Below are 18,115 nucleotides of genomic sequence, written 5' to 3' on the forward strand. Positions count from 1 at the left end.
CGCCCGTCACGACCGCCGGACCGGAGCATTCCCGTGCCCGACGCCTTTGTCCTGTCCCGCCGGCATTTTCCGGCGCTCGCCCTCGCCGCCGCGGCGGCGTTCTTCGTCTCGAACCCCGCCCGCGCGGCCGCGCCGTTCAAGGTGGTCACCACCTTCACCGTCATCGCCGACATGGCGAAGAACGTGGCGGGCGACGCCGCCCAGGTGGAGAGCATCACCAAGCCCGGCGCCGAGATCCATAATTACCAGCCCACCCCCGGCGACCTCATCAAGGCGCAGGGCGCGAACCTGATCCTGTGGAACGGGCTGAACCTGGAACTGTGGTTCGAGAAATTCTTCTCGCGCCTCAAGAACGTGCCGAGCGTGGTGGTGTCGCAGGGCGTCGAGCCCATGGGCATCACGGACGGCCCCTACAGCGGCAAGCCGAACCCGCACGCCTGGATGTCGCCGTCCGCCGCGCTGATCTACGTGGACAACATCCGCGACGCGCTGGCGAAGTACGATCCGGCCAACGCCGCGACCTACACGGCCAATGCCGCCGCCTACAAGGCGAAGATCACCGCCGCCATCGACCCCATCCGCGCCGAGCTGGAGAAAGTGCCGGCGGAGCAGCGCTGGCTCGTCACCAGCGAGGGCGCCTTCTCCTACCTCGCCCGCGACTTCGGACTGAAGCCGCTCTATCTCTGGCCCATCAACGCCGACCAGCAGGGCACGCCCCAGCAGGTGCGCCGCGTGGTGGACCTGATGCGGAAGGACCACATCCCGGTCATCTTCTCGGAAAGCACCATCTCCGCCGAGCCGGCCAAGCAGGTGGCGCGGGAGACCGGCGCGCGCTACGGCGGCGTGCTCTATGTGGACTCCCTCTCCGACCCCTCCGGGCCGGTGCCCGCCTATCTCGACCTCCTGAAGGTGACGAGCGGCACCATCGCCGCCGGGCTGACCGGGAGCGCCAAGCCATGAACGCCCCCCTTTCCCGCCAGAACCTCGCCGAGGCCGGCGCCGGCATCCTGGTGGAGCACGTCACCGTCACCTATCGCAACGGCCACACCGCCCTGCGCGATGCGAGCTTCGCCATTCCCACCGGCACCATCACCGCGCTGGTGGGGGTGAACGGCTCGGGTAAGTCCACCCTGTTCAAGACCATCATGGGCTTCCTCAAGGCCGCGCGGGGCGAGGTGCGCATCCTGGGCATGAGCGTGCCCGAGGCGCTGAAGCGCAACGTGGTCGCCTATGTGCCGCAGGCCGAAGAGGTGGACTGGACCTTCCCCGTCCTCGTCGAGGACGTGGTGATGATGGGCCGCTACGGCCACATGAACCTCTTGCGCATTCCCGGCGCCGCCGACCGCGCGGCGGTGGAGGCGGCGCTCGCCCGCGTCAACATGCTGGACTTCCGCACGCGGCAGATCGGCGAGCTCTCCGGCGGGCAGAGGAAGCGCGTGTTCCTCGCCCGCGCGCTGGCGCAGGACGCCCGCGTGATCCTGCTCGACGAGCCCTTCACAGGCGTGGACGTGAAGACCGAGGACGCCATCATCGGCCTCCTGCGCGCCCTGCGCGACGAGGGGCGGGTGATGCTGGTCTCCACCCACAATCTCGGCTCGGTACCGGAATTCTGCGATCGCACCGTGCTGGTGAAGGGCACCGTGCTCGCCTACGGTCTCACCTCCGAGGTGTTTACTCAGGCGAACCTCGAAAAGGCCTTCGGCGGCGTGCTGCGCCATTTCGTGCTGGACGAGACCCACGCCGCCACCCCCGGCACGCTGGGCGTGCTCACCGACGACGAGCGCCCCCTCGTCCTCTACAAGGACCGCCCCGCCCAGAGCGGCACGGCGGGCTCGTCAGAGGGGATCGGGTGATGGGCAGCATTTCCCCGCGCTCTCCGCTTCACACGCCGTCATGGCCGGGCTTGTCCCGGCCATCCACGTGGTCCAGCCGGGTGCATCTTTCCGCACAGCGCGCCATCGGCCCGACGTGGATGCCCGGCACAAGGCCGGGCATGACGGCGCGGTCGTTTCATGCGTCGCGCGACCACGTGGACGCCTGACGATGACCCTCCTCCTCGAACCCTTCACCTATTCCTACATGGTCAACGCCATGTGGGTGTCGGCGCTGGTGGGCGCCGTGTGCGCCTTCCTCTCGGCCTTCCTGATGCTCAAGGGCTGGTCGCTGATCGGCGACGCCCTCTCCCATTCCATCGTGCCGGGCGTGGCGGGGGCCTACATGCTGGGGCTGCCCTTCTCGGTGGGCGCCTTCTTCGCCGGGGCGCTGGCGGCGGGGGCAATGCTGTTCCTTCAGGAGCGGACCAAGCTGAAGGAGGATGCGGTCATCGGCCTCATCTTCACCTCCTTCTTCGGGCTCGGCCTGTTCATGGTCTCGCTGTCGCCAACCTCGGTGAACGTGCAGACCATCGTGCTCGGCAATATCCTCGCCATCTCGCCCGCCGACACGCTGCAACTCGCCATCATCGGCTTCGTCTCGCTCGCCTTGCTGCTCGTCTTCTGGAAGGACCTGATGGTGACCTTCTTCGATGAGAGCCACGCCCGCTCCATCGGCCTGAAACCCACCGCGCTCAAGGTGATGTTCTTCACGCTTCTCGCCGCCTCCACGGTGGCGGCCTTGCAGACGGTGGGCGCGTTCCTCGTCATCGCCATGGTGGTGACACCGGGCGCCACGGCCTATCTCCTCACCGACCGCTTCCCCCGCCTCATCGCCTTGTCGGTGGCCATCGGCGCGACGACCTGCTTCGTCGGCGCCTATGCCTCCTATTTCCTCGATGGGGCAACCGGCGGCATCATCGTGGTGCTGCAGACGCTGATCTTCCTTCTGGCCTTCGTCTTCGCCCCCAAGCACGGCGTGCTGGCGGCGCGGCGGCAGGCGGCGGAAGCTCTGAAGGAGGGCGCGGCATGAGCCTTCTCGCGCCCTTCCAGTTCGATTTCATGCAGACCGCCCTCGTCATCGCCGCTCTGGTGGCGGTGCCCATGGCGCTGCTCTCCTGCTTCCTGGTGCTGAAGGGCTGGTCGCTGATGGGGGATGCCGTCTCCCATGCGGTGCTGCCGGGCGTGGTGCTGGCCTATATGGCCGGCCTGCCACTGGCCTTCGGCGCCTTCGTGGCGGGTATGATCTGCGCGCTCGGCACCGGCTATCTCAAGGCCAACAGCCGGGTGAAGGAAGACACGGTGATGGGCGTGGTCTTCTCCGGCATGTTCGGGCTGGGGCTGGTGCTCTACACCAAGATCCAGACCGACGTTCACCTCGACCACATCCTCTTCGGCGACATGCTGGGCGTGAGCTGGGGCGACATCGCCGAGAGCGCGATCATCGCCGGGCTCGTGACGCTTGTGCTGCTCGCCAAATGGCGCGACCTGCTGCTGAACGCCTTCGACCCCGCGCAGGCGAAAGCGGTGGGGCTTCACACCGGCCTCCTGCACTACGGCCTGCTAGTGATGCTTTCGCTGACAATCGTCGCGGCGCTCAAAGCCGTGGGCATCATCCTCGCCGTGGCGCTGCTCATCGCGCCGGGGGCCATCGCGTTTCTCGTGACGAAGCGGTTCGGCTGGATGCTGGTGACGGCGGTTCTGGTGGCCGTCTCCTGCTCGCTCGCCGGCGTCTACCTCTCCTTCTTCCTCGACAGCGCGCCGGCGCCGACCATCGTGCTGCTGATGACCGGCGTGTTCATCGCGGCGTTCGTGGGGGTGCGGGTGAAGGCGCGGCGGGTGGAGGGGGAGGCCCTGCCGCCACTATGAGACTCCTGACACAGACTCCCCATGCAGTTTGGAACTGAGCACACTCGGAATTTTATCATACGAACATACCGGAAATATTAAATTCAAAATTTCCGCAATCTCCGGCTTGGCGATTTTGATCTGTCTAATTTTTTCTGCCATCCTTTTATCCACAAACGTTATATCAGAATAAATTGCAGTCGATGCTAAATATTCGTCGGATATATCACTTCCCCGATTCACATTATGCTTAAAATTTAAAGAATTTATCGCATCAAAGAACTGATAAGTTGGGAGAGAATTTTTACAAATCGCTCCAGTCTCCAGCCCATCTCCACCCGAGCCTGCGGCAATATCCAACAATTTTTGCATCTGATACATTCGACCCAAATCCCCCAACGTCGTATTTTTACTAGCTTCCTCCATATTAATTCCATATTTATTTATAATTGATTTTAACATATCTTCTGGCGTCTCAGGTAGCGGAGACGCCAAATCGACCACAGAACTCATAAATGAATTCACTAATTCGAATTTTTCTTCAACCCGATCATCACCAGTTTGCTGAATATTATGATAGATACTATTTCTTATCGTTAGAAGACGCTGATCAAGCTCTTTCCCTTTGAGAATTCGCTTTCCCGTCACAATGTCATCTAATTTCACATCTTTGATGTCGATCGCATTCGAACGTGCCAACGTAACGATCTCGCGAGCGCGCTGGGCACTCGCTAGCATCAATGGACGAATCCGAATCCATGGCTCACAGCTTGATCCCAGAAGCTGCTCCCCAGAACCCACCTGAAACAAATCGCGTCTCGTCAAATTTCGTACTTCTGAAATGCTCACATTCTCAGAAGTGGCCGCATTCATTATCTCAAAATAAAGAACATCTATAAATGACCCAAATCCACCGTTTTTACCTTTTACCCAAGCCAACATTCCTAAATTTCTAATAAATTCTAGCCTTCGACGGGCTACATATTCACTATCATGACATATCAATTCTTGAATGCGATTCAATGATAATGTTATTGTGATGAAATGACTATCAACCCACGAATAAAATTCGCGAGCCCTTAAACGTATGATATCAACATTTGAAAAATGATCATCTATCCAGCGCCCCAATTGTGACGTATCTAGAGAAACAAACTTCGGAACAATCAATTGCATTCGAAGTTCTCCGATATTTTTTTAGTGGTGCTTTGTTGTGAATTCAGACAGGTGGGCAAGAATAGCAAAATTCTAAGCTAGACCAAAAGGTCAAACACAACGAGCCCCCTTGACGCCCCCCCCCCCGCAGGCGTAACCCCATCCGCGGGACACCTCCCCCCAACGGGAGGCGCCCATCTGTAAGGATGGACCACATGACGACGAATCCTGCTCCGGCCACGCGTCCGGAAAACCCCAATTTTTCCTCCGGCCCCTGCGCCAAGCGTCCCGGCTGGACGCTGGAAGGCCTGTCCGACGCCCCGCTCGGCCGCTCGCACCGTGCCAAGGTCGGCAAGGTCAAGCTGAAGGAAGCCATCGACCTCACCCGTGAGGTGCTGGAAGTCCCGGCCGACTACCGCATCGGCATCGTCCCCGCTTCCGATACCGGCGCCGTGGAAATGGTGCTGTGGTCCGTGCTCGGCGCGCGCCCGGTGGACATGCTGGCCTGGGAAAGCTTTGGCGAGGGCTGGGTGACGGATGTCGTCAAGCAGCTCAAGCTCACCGATGCCCGCGCGCTGACCGCCCCCTACGGCGAGCTGCCGGACCTCAAGAGCGTCGATTTCACCCACGACGTGGTCTTCACCTGGAACGGCACCACCTCGGGCGTCATGGTGCCGGACGCGGACTGGATCCCGGCCGACCGCGAGGGCCTGACCATCTGCGACGCCACCTCGGCGGCGTTCGCGCAGAAGCTCGATTTCGCCAAGCTCGATGTGGTCACCTTCTCCTGGCAGAAGGTGCTCGGCGGCGAGGCGGCCCACGGCATGCTCATCCTCTCCCCCCGCGCGGTGGAGCGGCTGGAGAGCTACAAGCCGGCGTGGCCCCTGCCCAAGATTTTCCGCATGACCAAGGGCGGCAAGCTCATCGAAGGCATCTTCGAGGGCGAGACCATCAACACCCCGTCCATGCTGTGCGTTGAAGACTATCTCGATGCGCTCAAGTGGTCGAAGAACATCGGCGGCCTCTCCGCGCTGCAGGAGCGGTCCAACCGCAACTTCGAGGCCATCGCCCAGTGGGTGCACCGCACCCCGTGGGTGGACTTCCTCGCCACCGATCCGGTGACGCGCTCCAACACCTCGGTGTGCCTGAAGGTGGTGGATGCGGACGTGACGGCGCTCCCTGCCGACGCGCAGGCGGCCTTCGCCAAGGCCATCGCCTCCGGCCTCGAGAAGGGCGGCATCGCCTACGACATCGGCGCCTATCGCGATGCCCCTCCCGGCCTGCGCATCTGGTGTGGCGCCACGGTTGAGCGCGCCGACGTGGAAGCCCTGACCCACTGGCTCGACTGGGCCTTCAACGAGGCGAAGTCCGCGCTGCCCAAGGCGGCGTGATTTCGGCCGGGTGATTTCGATCGGATGACTGCGGCGGCCTGCGCCGCCTCCTGAACATCGTCATGCCCGGGCTTGTCCCGGGCATCCACGTCGAGCCGCCGGCGCCACGGCCGAAGGTGCGCCCGGACCATCCACGTGGATGGCCGGGACAAGCCCGGCCATGACGGCTGCGCGCGCGGTTCGGCTCATCCGCACCATTCCGGAGCCCATCCCATGGCACCCCGCGTTCTCATCTCCGACAAGCTCTCCCCCGCCGCCATCCAGATCTTCAAGGACCGCGGCGTCGAGGTGGATTTCCAGCCCGACCTCGGCAAGGACAAGGACAAGCTGGCCGAGATCATCGGCAATTATGACGGCCTCGCCATCCGCTCGGCCACCAAGGTGACGCCGAAGATCCTGGAGAAGGCCAACCGCCTCAAGGTCATCGGCCGCGCCGGCATCGGCGTGGACAATGTGGATTTGCCGGCCGCGACCGCCAAGGGCGTGATCGTGATGAACACGCCGTTCGGCAATTCCATCACCACCGCCGAGCATGCCATCGCGATGATGTTCGCCCTCGCCCGCGAGATCCCGGCGGCGGATGCCTCCACCCAGGCCGGCAAGTGGGAGAAGAACCGCTTCATGGGCGTCGAGGTCACGGGCAAGACCCTCGGCATCATCGGCTGCGGCAACATCGGCTCCATCGTCGCCGAGCGCGGCGTGGGGCTGAAGATGAAGGTCATCGCCTTCGACCCCTTCCTCTCGCCCGAGCGCGCCCTCGACCTCGGCGTGGAGAAGGTGGAGCTGGACGACCTCCTCGCCCGCGCCGATTTCATCACCCTGCACACGCCCCTCACCGAGAAGACCAAGAACATCCTCTCGGCCGAGAACCTCGCCAAGACGAAGAAGGGCGTGCGCATCATCAACTGCGCCCGCGGCGGACTGGTGGACGAGGAGGCGCTGCGCGCGGCGCTCGACTCGAAGCACGTGGCCGGCGCCGCCTTCGACGTGTTCACCATCGAGCCGGCGGAGACCAACCCGCTGTTCGGCCATCCCAACGTGGTGTGCACGCCCCACCTCGGCGCCGCCACCACCGAGGCGCAGGAGAATGTCGCGCTGCAGGTCGCCGAGCAGATGAGCGACTATCTCCTCACCGGCGCCATCTCCAACGCGGTGAACTTCCCCTCCATCACCGCGGAAGAGGCGCCCAAGCTGAAGCCCTTCATCGAGCTGGCGGAAAAGCTCGGCTCCTTCGCCGGCCAGCTCACCGACACCGACATCAAGACTGTCCGCATCATCTATGAGGGCGCGGTGGCGGACCTGAAGGTGAAGGCGCTGACCTCTGCCGCCGTGGCCGGCCTGCTGCGCCCGGCGCTGGCCGACATCAACGTCGTCTCCGCCCCCTCCGTCGCCAAGGAGCGCGGCGTTGTCATCGAGGAGACCACCCGCGCCGCTACCGGTGATTACGAGAGCCTGATTACGGTGACTGTCGTGACGGAGCAGTTCGAGCGCTCCGTCTCCGGCACGGTGTTCGCGGACGGTCATCCGCGCATCGTCAACATCAAGGGCATCAAGGTGGATGCCGAGTTCGCCCCCGCCATGGTCTATGTGACCAACGAGGACAAGCCCGGCTTCATCGGCCGCTTCGCCGGTCTCCTCGGCGATGCGGGCATCAACATCGCCACCTTCGCCCTCGGCCGCGACCATGCGGGCGGCGATGCCATCGCGCTGGTGGCGGTGGATGGCGCGGTGCCGGCCGAGCTGCTCGCCAAGGTGCAGGCCCTGCCGCAGGTGAAGGCGGCCAAAGCCCTCGCGTTCTGAGGGCCCTCGCCTTCTGAGCCTGACGCCGACCCAAAAAGCAGAAGCCCCGTCCGGCCGGACGGGGCTTCTTTCGTTTCAGGCAGCTCACGCCACGTGCTTCACATCCGTCCCGCCGCCGGTGCGCCAGAGGGAGAAGAGGATGCCGGCGGCGATCATGGCGACCGTGACGCCCAGCGAGATGGCCGGGTCCACCTTGCCGAAGAAGTGGCTCCAGAAGATCTTGCCGCCGATGAAGACGAGCACGCCGGCGAGCGCATACTTCAGGTGCGAGAAGCGGTGGACCATGGCGGCCAGCGCGAAGTAGAGGGCGCGCAGGCCGAGGATGGCCATGATGTTGGCGGTGAACACGATGTAGGTGTCCGTGGTGATGGCGAAGATGGCCGGCACCGAATCCACCGCGAACACGAAGTCCGCGATATTGATGACCACGAGGGCGAGGAACAGCGGCGTCGCCCAGAGCACCGCCTTGCCGGTGACCGGATGGGGCTGGCGCACGAAGAAGCGCTCGCCGTGCAGCTCGGGCGTCACCCGCATGCGCTTGGTGAGGAAGCGCAGCGCCTTGTTCTGCGAGATGTCCGTCTCGCCTTCGCTGACGAACAGCATCTTGATGCCGGTGACGACGAGGAACGCGCCGAACAGCAGCAGCACCCAGTCATAGGACTGCACCAGCGCCGCGCCCACGCCGATCATTAGCCCGCGCAGCACCAGCACCGCGATGATGCCCCACACCAGCGCCCGGTATTGATAGGCGCGGGGAATGGCGAAGTAGCTGAAGATCAGCGAGATGACAAAGACGTTGTCGATGGAGAGCGCCTTCTCGATGGCGTAGCCGGTGAAGTATTGCATGCCGGCCTGCGGCCCCATGGAGGCCCAGATCCAGCCGCCGAACACGGCCGCCACGGCGATATAGAAGACGGAGAGCCTGAGGCTTTCGGCGATGCCGATTTCCCGCGAGTCGCGGTGCAGCACGCCGAGGTCGAAGGCGAGCAAAGCGAAGACGATGGCGAGGAAGCCGAGCCAGAGCCACAGCGGCTTGCCGGCGACATCGAGGAAAAGAAGAGCGATCAGCTGGTCCATGGCACGGTCCTGTCAGTGGCCTGCGGCGACCGCCCGAGAGGGTCGGGGCGCCGGGCAGGAAACCGGATAGGAGGACCGACATGGCGGGGCGGGCACGGACCCGACCTGCCCCGGGCAGCTGGGACAGGCCGGGCCGCGTCCGCGCCCGTCAGAGGGGCCCGGACCTCGCGTGTTGAGGGAAAGGGTCCGGGCGCCAGGGGCGCTCGGGCGTTAGGCGCGCGGGACGGGTGCCGCCTATCTCGCCGGCTTCAGAGGAATTTCAGCCCACCTCTTGCGGCGGACCACCACGACGCGGGCCATGTCGGCCCCCTCCCGGCGCAGATATTCGATCTGGTCGCGCAGGCGGAGCTTCATCTTCTTCAGCGCGAGCACGCGGGTGCGATCGGGCTCGGGCCGCGTCTGCTCGGAGGAGATCTCCTCCTCGATCAGGCTGTGGCGCGTCGTCAGCGATTTCATGAACTGGTCCACGACAACCTCCTTTCGATGGGGAAAGGATGGGGCCGGACGCTTGATAGCTCCAATCCATAGTCGCTATATTCATTATAGCTCTGGACTATGAAACCGCCATGCCCTTCCGGCCGCGCCATCGCCAGCTCGAATATGTGGTCGCCCTTGCCGAGACCGGGCACTTCGGCGCGGCGGCCAAGCGCTGCCACGTCTCCCAGCCGACGCTCTCCGTACAGGTGGCCCTGCTGGAGGAGCAGCTCGGCACGCCGCTGTTCGACCGCACGCGCGGCCGCGTGATCCCCACCGCCGTCGGCGAGCGGATCATCGCCTCGGCCCGCGCCGTGCTTCAGGCGCTGGACGATATCGTCGCCACCGCCGCCACCGGGGCGGACAATCTCGGCGGGCTGATCCGGCTGGGCGTCGCGCCCACGTTCGGGCCGTATTTCCTGCCCCACCTGCTGCCGGTGCTGCATCGGCGCTACCCCGGCCTCCAGATCTACATCCGCGAGGAGCGCCCCTCGGTGATCGAGCGGGAAGTCACCGCCGGCAATCTCGATTGCGGCCTCGGACCGCAGCCTTTGTCCGGCTCGGTGCTCACCTTCCGCCGCCTGTGCCGGGAAGCCATCTATCTCGGCGCCGCCAAGGACCATCGCCTCGCGGACGGCGCCAGCGTGGAGATCGCCCAGCTCAAGGGCGAGCGGCTGCTGACCCTCGGGCGCGGCCATCAGCTGTTCGAGAGCGCGCGGGCGCTCGCCGCCGCCTCCGGCGCCCAGGTGCGGGAGGATTACGAGGGCACCAGCCTCGATGCCCTGCGCCAGATGGTCATCATGGGCATGGGCCTGTCGCTCTTCCCCGAGCTTTACGCGCGCTCGGAATTCCGCGTGCAGGACCACATCGCTTTGCTCACGGTGGAAGGCTGGCCGGCGACGCGGGACATGGGCTTCTTCTGGCGCGCGGGCAACAACCGCGCCGCCCATTTCGACCAGCTGGCGCGGGAGAGCGAGGGCACCTGCCGGGAACTTGGCCTCGAACCCGGCTGACGGCGCCGCCCCAACGGCGTGCGGCCCACCCGGGGGAAGCGGGCGGGCCGTCACCCCTCGCCCGGGCGGGGGCGGGGCGAGGCGGCGCGCGGCCTGGCGAACGGCCGCGCCTCCGTTTGCGGAGGAGGGATCGGAGCCGATCAGCGGCGCAGCAGGGCAGACACCTCGCGGCGCAGGCGATCCGCATAGCCCGCCACATGATCGGCGATTGACCGCACGCCCACCGCCGCGCGGCGGATGTCGGACGCGGCATGGGAGACACCGTCGATACTTTCGCTGACGGCACGCGAGGTGGACGACTGCTGCGCCATGGCCGCGGACAGCTCCACGAACAGGTCGCCCAGGTTGGAAATGCTGCGGGTGATGTCGGACACCGCCTCGACGGCGACGCCGCCGTCCTGCTGCACCTGTTCCACCTGATGGCGGATGTCCTGCGTCGCCTTGGCGGTCTGGAGCGCCAGCGCCTTCACCTCCTGCGCCACCACGGCGAACCCCTTGCCCGCCTCACCCACGCGTGCCGCCTCGATGGTGGCGTTGAGCGCGAGCAGATTGGTCTGGGCCGCGATCTTCTCGATCAGGGTGGTGACATTCCCGATGCGGCCGACGCTGGTGGCGAGGCTCTCCACCAGTTCGTTGGTGCGCACGGCGCGCTGGGTCGCTTCCTGCGACATGGTGGTGGCACGCTCGATCTGGTGCGAGATGCCGGTGAACGAGGCAGACATCTCCTGCGCCGCCGTTGACACGGCGGTGGACATCTCCTCGGTCCGCTCGGTGAGCTGGAGCAGTTCGGCGGAGGCCGATTGGCCGGCCTCGGAGGTCTGTGTCATCTCCTGGCCGACCGCGGTCACGCCCTCGGCGGTGGCGACGGCGGCCGTCACCACGTCCCAGGTCAGCATGGGGCCGTCATAGCTGCCATCCGCCTTGAAGATGGCCGAGACACGCAGGTCCAGCGTCTCCGGCCCCACCCGGATGCGCGCGTTGTGCGGCAGGTTTGCCGGATCGGCGAGGAGGCCGCGCTGGTGCGCGGGGTGCTTGTGGAACACGTCGATGGACGTGCCCAGCATTTGGTCGGCCTTGACCTTCAAATGGGAGTCGATGCGCCGCAGGGTCTCGATGCTGGTGCGGTTCAGATAGTCGATGACCAGCGTCTCGCGATCGCAGGTCATGATGTTCACCGGCATGTTCTCCATCATCTGCTGGAGCCGCTGCGTGCGGGCCTCCAGCGCGGCGCGGGCGGTGTCGGCGCGCAGCGTGACCATCACATGGGCGATGACGCCGTGCCGGTCCCGCAGGGCCGAGAGGATCACGGCCAGCGTCTCGCCGGCCACCGCGAGGGTCATCTCGCGCGGCAGGAAACCGGGCTCGGCGATATGGCGGCCGAGGTCCGCCAGCGCCGGATGAAGCGCGCCGAGGGGCATCCCCTGAAGCCCCGCCGGGGATGTGGCGAGGCCCGAGGCGACGGCGTTCAGGAGTTCGATGGCCGCCACATTGGCCTGCACCACGGCGAGGCCGCGCCCCTCGCACAGCAGCACACCCCATGGCAAAGCCGCCATCAGCTGCGCCGCCATGCCGGTGGCCACCGTGCCGAATTCCCTGGCTGCCCGATCTCGCCCGGAATGCAGGGGCTCGGGCCTGGCCCGCAGCGCGCTTGCCGTCATGCTGTTCGTCCTGTCCTCGGCGGCGATGCCGCGCCGCTTCAGCGCCACCCTGTGCAGCGCGCGATGCCAGCAAAGGGCTAGGCCGCGTAGCTTGCCCGAAGCTGGGGCGGGCCGACTGACGCTGCGTCGCCAACAGGACTTTCACGTTTGTGCGATGCACATGGCGGGCCGGGTGTGGCCCATGCGCCACCCCCCACCGGCGGGAAGATGCTAGATCAGGGAAATGGCTGGGCAGCCCCGCCCAAGGTTGGGCTTCAACCTTCGGGCGTTAACCTTAACGCCACCTTATCCGGCTTCAATGCAACGGAGCGCAGACAGGAAACTGAAGCGCGGCGTCGTGCGTTGTGTGCGTCGTAGGGTCTCGCATCGTCTGAGTGGTCAAAGCATGCCTCGGTTCCTGCCCCGGTTGTTCCCGAAGGTTCTGGTCAAGGCTTCCCGAGCTACGGCCGAAATGGTGAAGGGTGCCGACGTGCCCGTGATCGGCCGCCGCCTGTTCGTCATGGGCGCGCCGCTGGCGCTGGCCGCGTGCGTCACCAATCCGCCGCCGGCTCCGCTGAGCCGCGCGAACATGATGTACGGCCCGGTGGACGGCGAGCCCTTCCCGGTGGACGCGGTGGACCTCTCCGAGGTGGACCCCAAGTGGCTGCGACAGGAGGTTCCGGCCCCGGCCGGCTACGCGCCCGGCACCATCGTGGTCGATATCAACGAGCGCTTCCTCTACCTCATCGGCCGCAACGGCACGGCGATCCGCTACGGCGTGGGCGTCGGCAAGCAGGGCTATTCGTTCCGCGGCTGGGCCACCATCAAGCGCAAGGAGAAGTGGCCCCACTGGACGCCCACCGCCAACATGGTGCGCCTCCAGCCCGCGCGCTATGGACCCTACCAGGCCGGCCTGCCCGGCGGCGAGACCAATCCCCTCGGCCCGCGCGCGCTCTATCTCTATGACGGCGACCGCGACACCATGTTCCGCATCCACGGCACCATCGAGCCGTGGAGCATCGGCCAGCAGGTGTCCTCGGGCTGCATCCGCCTGCTCAACCAGGACATCATCGACCTCTACGAGCGCGTCCCGCTCGGCACCCGGGTCTATGTGAAGGGCTGACGTCGCAGCACCTGAACGCCCGACGATTCCCGCCGCCGTCATCGCCTGCCTCGTGCGGGCGATCCACTGTCGGGCAAGAGGGGTGTCGGATCACTGACAGGTGGACAAGCGGATGGCGCGGGGCCGGCGCTGGCCTGCGAGGATCGTTTGCTGCCCTACCCGCCCGCCGCCCGGGGCAGCAGGCGGTAGAGCTGGGCGGCGCCGTCGATGATCTGGAAGCGGTTGCGCGCCTGCGAGAATTCAAGGTTCTCGCGGGTGCCGATGCACAGGAAGCCGCCGCGCACGAGGCTCTGGGCGAAGCGTGCCAGCACCTTGTCCTGCAACGGCGTGGTGAAATAGATCAGCACATTCCGGCACAGGATGAGATGGGCCTCGCAGAACACCCCGTCGGTGACGAGGTTGTGCTCGGCGAAGGTGACGTTGGCGGTGAGCTTCTGGTCGAGCTTCATCAGCTCGTAGCGGGCGTGGAAATAGTCCGAGAAGCTCCCAGCCCCACCCGCCGCGCGATAGCGCCGGCCGGCCTCGCGCGCCTCCTGGAGCGGATAGATTCCCTCCGCCGCGCGGTTGAGGGCCGCCTTCGAGATGTCGGTGGCGAAGATGCGCGTGCGCTCGTAGAGCCCCGCCTCGGTGAGCAGGATGGCGAGGGAATAGATCTCCTCCCCATGGGCGCAGCCGGCCTGCCAGATATTGATCTCCGGATAGGAGGCAAGCAGCGGGAACACCCGCTCCTTCAGCGCCAGGAAGACGTGCGGATCGCGGAAGAATTCCGACACCGGCACCGAGAGGCCGGCGATGATGTCGGGCAGCCGCTCGGGCGCGTGCAGCATCCGGGTGGTGAGGTCCGAGACGGTGGCGGCGCCGAAGCCGGTGGCGAGGTTGCGCACCCGCCGTGTCAGGGAGGCCTTGCCATAGTCGCGGAAATCGTAGCCGTAGCGGCGAAACAGCGCCTCCACGAACAGATCCACCTCGATGGTCTCCAGCGCCAGCGCATCCCGCGCCTCCGCGGCCGACCCCGGGGGCGGCGGATCGTCCGGCGCGTCGATGTCCCCCGTCATTGCGCGGCGAGCCAGGTGCGGATCATGGTCAGCAGCTTCGGCACGTCCACGGGCTTGGCGAGATAATCGCTGGCGCCGGCGGCGAGGCACTTCTCGCGGTCGTCCTTCATGGCCTTGGCGGTGAGGGCGATGACCGGCAGCTTGGCGAAGCGCGGCTGGGCGCGGATCTGCGCCATCGCCTCGTAGCCGTCCATCACCGGCATCATCACGTCCATGAGCACGATCTCGATATCCGGCTGCTCGTCGAGCTGCGCCAGCGCTTTGGCGCCGTCCTGCGCCAGCACCACGTTGACGCCGCGCGCACGCAGCACCTTGGCGAGAGCGTAGATGTTGCGCATGTCGTCGTCGACCAGCAGCAGCTTGCGGCCTTCGAGATCCCCGTCCGGATTGGCCGCGAGCTGTTCCGGCTCGCGCTGCACCGAGTGGAGGAACAGCGACACCTCGTCCAGCAGGCGCTCGGGCGAGAGGGCGCCCTTCACCACGATGGCATCGGTGAAGGCGCGCAGCTTCATGCGCTCCTCGGTGGTGAGGTCGCGGCCCGAATAGACCACCACCGGCACATGCTTGCCGCCCCCGGCGAGGCGCTCGATCAGCTCGAAGCCGGACATGCCGGGCAGGCCGAGATCGAGCACGATGCAGTCGAGATCGCCCTGCGCCACCACCTCCAGCGCCTCCTCGGCGCTCCCCGCCTCGACGATCTGCGCCTTCTCGCGGGCAAGCAGCGTGCGCACCGCGTGGCGGGCGGCGGCGTCGTCGTCCACCACCAGCACACGGCGGGGACGGTCTGCGGAATAATGGGTGAGGAGGCCGAGCGCCTCGGACAGCTGGTCCGCGCTCACCGGCTTGGTGAGGAAGCCCACGGCGCCGAGGTCGCGGCCGCGCCGGCTCTCGTCCAGCGCCGAGACGAAATGCACCGGGATATGCCGGGTGGCGGCATCGGCCTTCAGCCGCTCGATCACCGTCCAGCCGTCGAGGCCGGGCAGCATCACGTCGAGCAGGATGCCGGTGGGCTTGTAGGTGCGGGCGAGGGCGAGGCCGCTGCCTCCGTCGCCGGCCGCCAGCGCCAGATAGCCCTTGCGCCGCACCAGCCCCACCAGCGTGCGGGCGAACACCGGATCGTCCTCCACCACCAGGATCACGGTGGCGCCCGGCGTGAGCCGGTCGCGGTCGTCCTCCACGCTCACGGCGGGAACGGGGGGCAGGCCGGAGAGGCCCGCCGCCTCGCGCTCCTGCCGGCTCGTGTCGAAGGCCACCTGACGCGCATCCATCGCCGGCTGGGGCACGGGCGCAGGGATGGGCGCCGCCTCCCCGTCCTCGTCCGGCAACGGCTCGCCGACCGGAATCTCCAGGGTGAAGGTGGAGCCCTGCCCGAGCGCGCTTTCCACGGTCACGCTGCCCCCCAGCAGGCGGGCGAGGCGCTGGGTGATGGCGAGGCCGAGGCCGGTGCCGCCGAACTGGCGGCGGGTGGAGGCGTCCACCTGCTCGAACGCCTCGAAGATGGCATCGAGCTTGTCCCCGGGAATGCCGATGCCGCTGTCGGCCACCGCGACCTTCAGGATCTTGCCGGCCTCATCCTTCGAGAAGGTCACGGAGACCCGGCCCTGCATGGTGAACTTCAGCGCATTGCCGACGAGGTTGGTGAGGATCTGGTCGAGCTTGCCGGGATCGGTGAAGACCATGTCCGGCGCGTCGGCGACGGAGACCGCGAGGCGGAGCCTGCGCTCCTGCGCGAGGCGCCGGAAGTTGCGCTCCAGCCGCTGCGCCACGCTCGCGATCTTCACCGGCTCGTGCACCACCTCCATCTTGCCGGCCTCGACCTTGGAGAGATCGAGGATGTCGTTGATGAGGCGCAGCAGGTTCGAGCCGGACGAGTGGATGATGCTCGCCGCCTCCACCTGGTCGGCATCGAGATTTCCGGTGCGGTTCTCGGCGAGATCCTGGGAGAGGATGAGCAGGCTGTTGAGCGGTGTGCGCAGCTCGTGGGACATGTTGGCGAGGAACTGGGACTTGTACTCGTTGGCCCGCAGCAATTCCTCGGCCCGCGCCTCCATCTGCTGGTTCAGCGCCTCCAGCAGCTCCTTCTGCTCCGTCATCTCCTGCGAGGAGCGGCGCAGCACGTCGTTGGAGGCCTGCAACTCGTCCGCCTGCACCCTCAGCTCCTCCTCGGAGGCGGCGAGGCGCAGCGAGCGCTCGTGCAGTTGCTCGTTGGTGGCGCGCAGCTCTTCCTGCTGGGTGCGCAGCTCCTCCTCGGCGACGCGCAGCTCCTGCGCCTGCTTCTGGCTCTGCTCCAGCAACTCGCGGGTGCGGGCGGCGCGGACGAGATTGTCGAGGGAGAGGGCGACGAGCGGCGCGACCTCGTGGAGCAGCCTGCGGGCGCGGTCCTCCAACGGCGCGAGCAGCGCCAGCTCGATGACGCCGAGCAGGCGCTTCTTGAGCACCAGCGGGACGGCGACCACGGAGTGCGCCGACGCCTCCCCGGTGCCGGTGCGGATGCGCAGATGGTCGGCCGGCACGGGCGAGAGGACGATGGTCTTCCTCTCCAGGGCGCACTGGCCGACGAGCCCTTCGCCGATGCGCACGCGGGTGGACAGATGCCGCCGCTCGGAAAAGGCATAGCTGCCGACCAGTTCCAGCGCCTCCGCGTCCGGCCCGGCCGCCTCGTCATGGGCGTAGAACACGCCGACCCCCGCGCCGAGCAGCGGCGCAAGCTCGGTCAGCAGCACGTCGGCGAAGGCGCGCGGCTCCTCCTGCGCCTGGAGGCGGGCGGCGATGGCGTTGAGGCCCGACTTGACCCAATCGGTATCCTGGGCCGCGATGGAGGTCGCCTTGAACACCCGGAGCGCGCGAGCGAGCGTGCCCACCTCGTCCTTGCGCTCGGCGTAGGGCACCTCGATGGTGTGATCATGCTCGGCGAGGCGCGTCATCAGCTCGGCGAGGCGGCGCAGCGGGATGGCCATGAAAACCGCACCGAGGAACACGCCCGCCACCGCGACCAACAGCGTCGCCACCAGCGCGATGACATCGATGGCGCCGACGATGGCCTCGGCCCGGTCGAGGTCGGCCTGGGCGCTGACGATCTCGGCGGATGCGGCGGCGCTCAGTTCATCGATGGCGCCGACGATGCCGCGATAGCCCTCCTCGCTGGCTTCCGCAGCGAGAAAGACACGTAGCGCCGCATCGATGGCGGCGGGGTCCCCCTTCTCGGCCGCCGCCAGGAGGGGCGCCGCCACCGCGTCGCTCCAGCGCCCGGCAATGCGCGAGGCCCGCTCGGCGAGGGGGAGGAGCGAGGGCTCGCCCGCCACCGCCGTCCGCAGGGCCGCGAGCTTCTCGCCGGTGAGCGCGGTCGACGCCGAAAGCCGGGCCTTGAGGCCGCGGGGATCGGCGAGCGCGGTGCGCATGGTCTCGAGCTGGCGGCGATTGAAGGCGCGCGTCGCCTCGGCGGCGAGCAGGCTGACCTGGCGGATCTCCTCCACCCGGGCTTCCTGCGTCTTCGCCATGCGGGCCGTCACCCAGTTGGCGCCGAGCAGCAGGGCGAACATGGAGATGAGGAGTCCGACGATCAGCCCGGCCTTGGCCTGCATGCCGAGATTGGCGAACCACGACCGTTCGGTCAGATTTTCCAGCATTCCCCGCGACCCCTTCCGACCCCGCCGCAGAATGCATAGGCGGGG

Annotated in this window: 14 protein-coding genes; 8 read left to right on the forward strand and 6 right to left on the reverse strand. The window is 66.6% G+C overall.

The features are described from left to right. Nucleotides 1–33: 33 nt before the first annotated feature. The 4 genes from V5F74_RS18050 (at nt 34) to V5F74_RS18065 (ending at nt 3,740) form a co-directional block, all read left to right on the forward strand. Nucleotides 34–960, forward strand: a complete 927-nt coding sequence (locus tag V5F74_RS18050) for a metal ABC transporter substrate-binding protein (RefSeq protein WP_394009584.1) — start codon at nt 34–36, stop codon at nt 958–960. After that, nucleotides 957–1,853 carry a manganese/iron ABC transporter ATP-binding protein gene (locus V5F74_RS18055; protein WP_394009585.1) on the forward strand — a complete coding sequence of 299 codons (897 nt, stop codon included), beginning with the start codon at nt 957–959 and terminating at the stop codon, nt 1,851–1,853. Before V5F74_RS18050 ends, V5F74_RS18055 begins: the two co-directional genes overlap by 4 nt. Nucleotides 1,854–2,043: 190 nt before the next feature. Then, nucleotides 2,044–2,904, forward strand: a complete 861-nt coding sequence (locus V5F74_RS18060) for a metal ABC transporter permease (protein WP_209486065.1) — start codon at nt 2,044–2,046, stop codon at nt 2,902–2,904. Next, nucleotides 2,901–3,740, forward strand: a complete 840-nt coding sequence (locus tag V5F74_RS18065; RefSeq protein ID WP_394009586.1) for a metal ABC transporter permease — start codon at nt 2,901–2,903, stop codon at nt 3,738–3,740. The genes V5F74_RS18060 and V5F74_RS18065 overlap by 4 nt, the downstream gene beginning before the upstream one ends. Here the strand turns inward: V5F74_RS18065 and V5F74_RS18070 are convergent. Then, nucleotides 3,735–4,895: a hypothetical protein gene (locus tag V5F74_RS18070; protein WP_394009587.1), complete on the reverse strand. Its 1,161-nt coding sequence runs from the start codon at nt 4,893–4,895 to the stop codon at nt 3,735–3,737. The two genes, V5F74_RS18065 and V5F74_RS18070, sit on opposite strands and share 6 nt — an antisense overlap. Nucleotides 4,896–5,089: 194 nt before the next feature. On the opposite strand from V5F74_RS18070, the gene V5F74_RS18075 reads away from it, so the two are divergent. Further along, nucleotides 5,090–6,265: a phosphoserine transaminase gene (locus V5F74_RS18075; protein WP_394009588.1), complete on the forward strand. Its 1,176-nt coding sequence runs from the start codon at nt 5,090–5,092 to the stop codon at nt 6,263–6,265. Between the two features lie 213 nt (nt 6,266–6,478). Next, nucleotides 6,479–8,065, forward strand: a complete 1,587-nt coding sequence (serA, locus tag V5F74_RS18080; RefSeq protein WP_250165062.1) for a phosphoglycerate dehydrogenase — start codon at nt 6,479–6,481, stop codon at nt 8,063–8,065. Nucleotides 8,066–8,149: 84 nt separating this feature from the next. Here the strand turns inward: serA and V5F74_RS18085 are convergent, their stop codons facing one another. Together V5F74_RS18085 and V5F74_RS18090 are read right to left on the reverse strand one after the other, a co-directional pair. Then, entirely contained in the window at nt 8,150–9,142 is a 993-nt protein-coding gene (locus V5F74_RS18085) for a TerC family protein (protein ID WP_394009589.1), read from the reverse strand. A gap of 234 nt (nt 9,143–9,376) precedes the next feature. Beyond that, nucleotides 9,377–9,610, reverse strand: coding sequence for a YdcH family protein (locus V5F74_RS18090; RefSeq protein WP_024277194.1), 234 nt, complete (start codon nt 9,608–9,610; stop codon nt 9,377–9,379). Nucleotides 9,611–9,708: 98 nt separating this feature from the next. Here V5F74_RS18090 and V5F74_RS18095 point away from each other — a divergent pair, with 98 nt between their 5' ends. Beyond that, entirely contained in the window at nt 9,709–10,629 is a 921-nt protein-coding gene (locus V5F74_RS18095) for a hydrogen peroxide-inducible genes activator (protein WP_029556808.1), read from the forward strand. A gap of 140 nt (nt 10,630–10,769) precedes the next feature. Here the strand turns inward: V5F74_RS18095 and V5F74_RS18100 are convergent, their stop codons facing one another. Then, nucleotides 10,770–12,287, reverse strand: a complete 1,518-nt coding sequence (locus V5F74_RS18100; RefSeq protein ID WP_394009590.1) for a methyl-accepting chemotaxis protein — start codon at nt 12,285–12,287, stop codon at nt 10,770–10,772. A gap of 451 nt (nt 12,288–12,738) precedes the next feature. On the opposite strand from V5F74_RS18100, the gene V5F74_RS18105 reads away from it, so the two are divergent. Next, complete coding sequence (locus V5F74_RS18105; protein ID WP_250165058.1) at nt 12,739–13,389, forward strand: L,D-transpeptidase; 651 nt, start codon at nt 12,739–12,741, stop codon at nt 13,387–13,389. 155 nt (nt 13,390–13,544) lie between these two features. Here V5F74_RS18105 and V5F74_RS18110 read toward each other — a convergent pair whose 3' ends face one another. Beyond that, nucleotides 13,545–14,444, reverse strand: coding sequence for a CheR family methyltransferase (locus tag V5F74_RS18110; protein WP_394009591.1), 900 nt, complete (start codon nt 14,442–14,444; stop codon nt 13,545–13,547). Beyond that, a complete protein-coding gene (locus tag V5F74_RS18115) occupies nt 14,441–18,070 on the reverse strand; it encodes a response regulator (protein ID WP_394009592.1) in 3,630 nt (1,209 codons plus the stop codon). The genes V5F74_RS18110 and V5F74_RS18115 overlap by 4 nt, the downstream gene beginning before the upstream one ends. Nucleotides 18,071–18,115: the final 45 nt, after the last annotated feature.

This window comes from Xanthobacter aminoxidans, assembly GCF_043193615.1.
GTDB lineage: Bacteria > Pseudomonadota > Alphaproteobacteria > Rhizobiales > Xanthobacteraceae > Xanthobacter > Xanthobacter aminoxidans.

Coding starts and splice junctions, on each gene's coding strand:
- serA (WP_250165062.1), top strand. CDS start 6,479: ATGGCACCCCGCGTTCTCATCTCCGACAAGCTCTCCCCCGCCGCCATC.
- V5F74_RS18110 (WP_394009591.1), bottom strand. CDS start 14,444: ATGACGGGGGACATCGACGCGCCGGACGATCCGCCGCCCCCGGGGTCG.
- V5F74_RS18085 (WP_394009589.1), bottom strand. CDS start 9,142: ATGGACCAGCTGATCGCTCTTCTTTTCCTCGATGTCGCCGGCAAGCCG.
- V5F74_RS18115 (WP_394009592.1), bottom strand. CDS start 18,070: ATGCTGGAAAATCTGACCGAACGGTCGTGGTTCGCCAATCTCGGCATG.
- V5F74_RS18105 (WP_250165058.1), top strand. CDS start 12,739: ATGGTGAAGGGTGCCGACGTGCCCGTGATCGGCCGCCGCCTGTTCGTC.
- V5F74_RS18075 (WP_394009588.1), top strand. CDS start 5,090: ATGACGACGAATCCTGCTCCGGCCACGCGTCCGGAAAACCCCAATTTT.
- V5F74_RS18095 (WP_029556808.1), top strand. CDS start 9,709: ATGCCCTTCCGGCCGCGCCATCGCCAGCTCGAATATGTGGTCGCCCTT.
- V5F74_RS18070 (WP_394009587.1), bottom strand. CDS start 4,895: ATGCAATTGATTGTTCCGAAGTTTGTTTCTCTAGATACGTCACAATTG.
- V5F74_RS18065 (WP_394009586.1), top strand. CDS start 2,901: ATGAGCCTTCTCGCGCCCTTCCAGTTCGATTTCATGCAGACCGCCCTC.
- V5F74_RS18100 (WP_394009590.1), bottom strand. CDS start 12,287: ATGACGGCAAGCGCGCTGCGGGCCAGGCCCGAGCCCCTGCATTCCGGG.
- V5F74_RS18060 (WP_209486065.1), top strand. CDS start 2,044: ATGACCCTCCTCCTCGAACCCTTCACCTATTCCTACATGGTCAACGCC.
- V5F74_RS18055 (WP_394009585.1), top strand. CDS start 957: ATGAACGCCCCCCTTTCCCGCCAGAACCTCGCCGAGGCCGGCGCCGGC.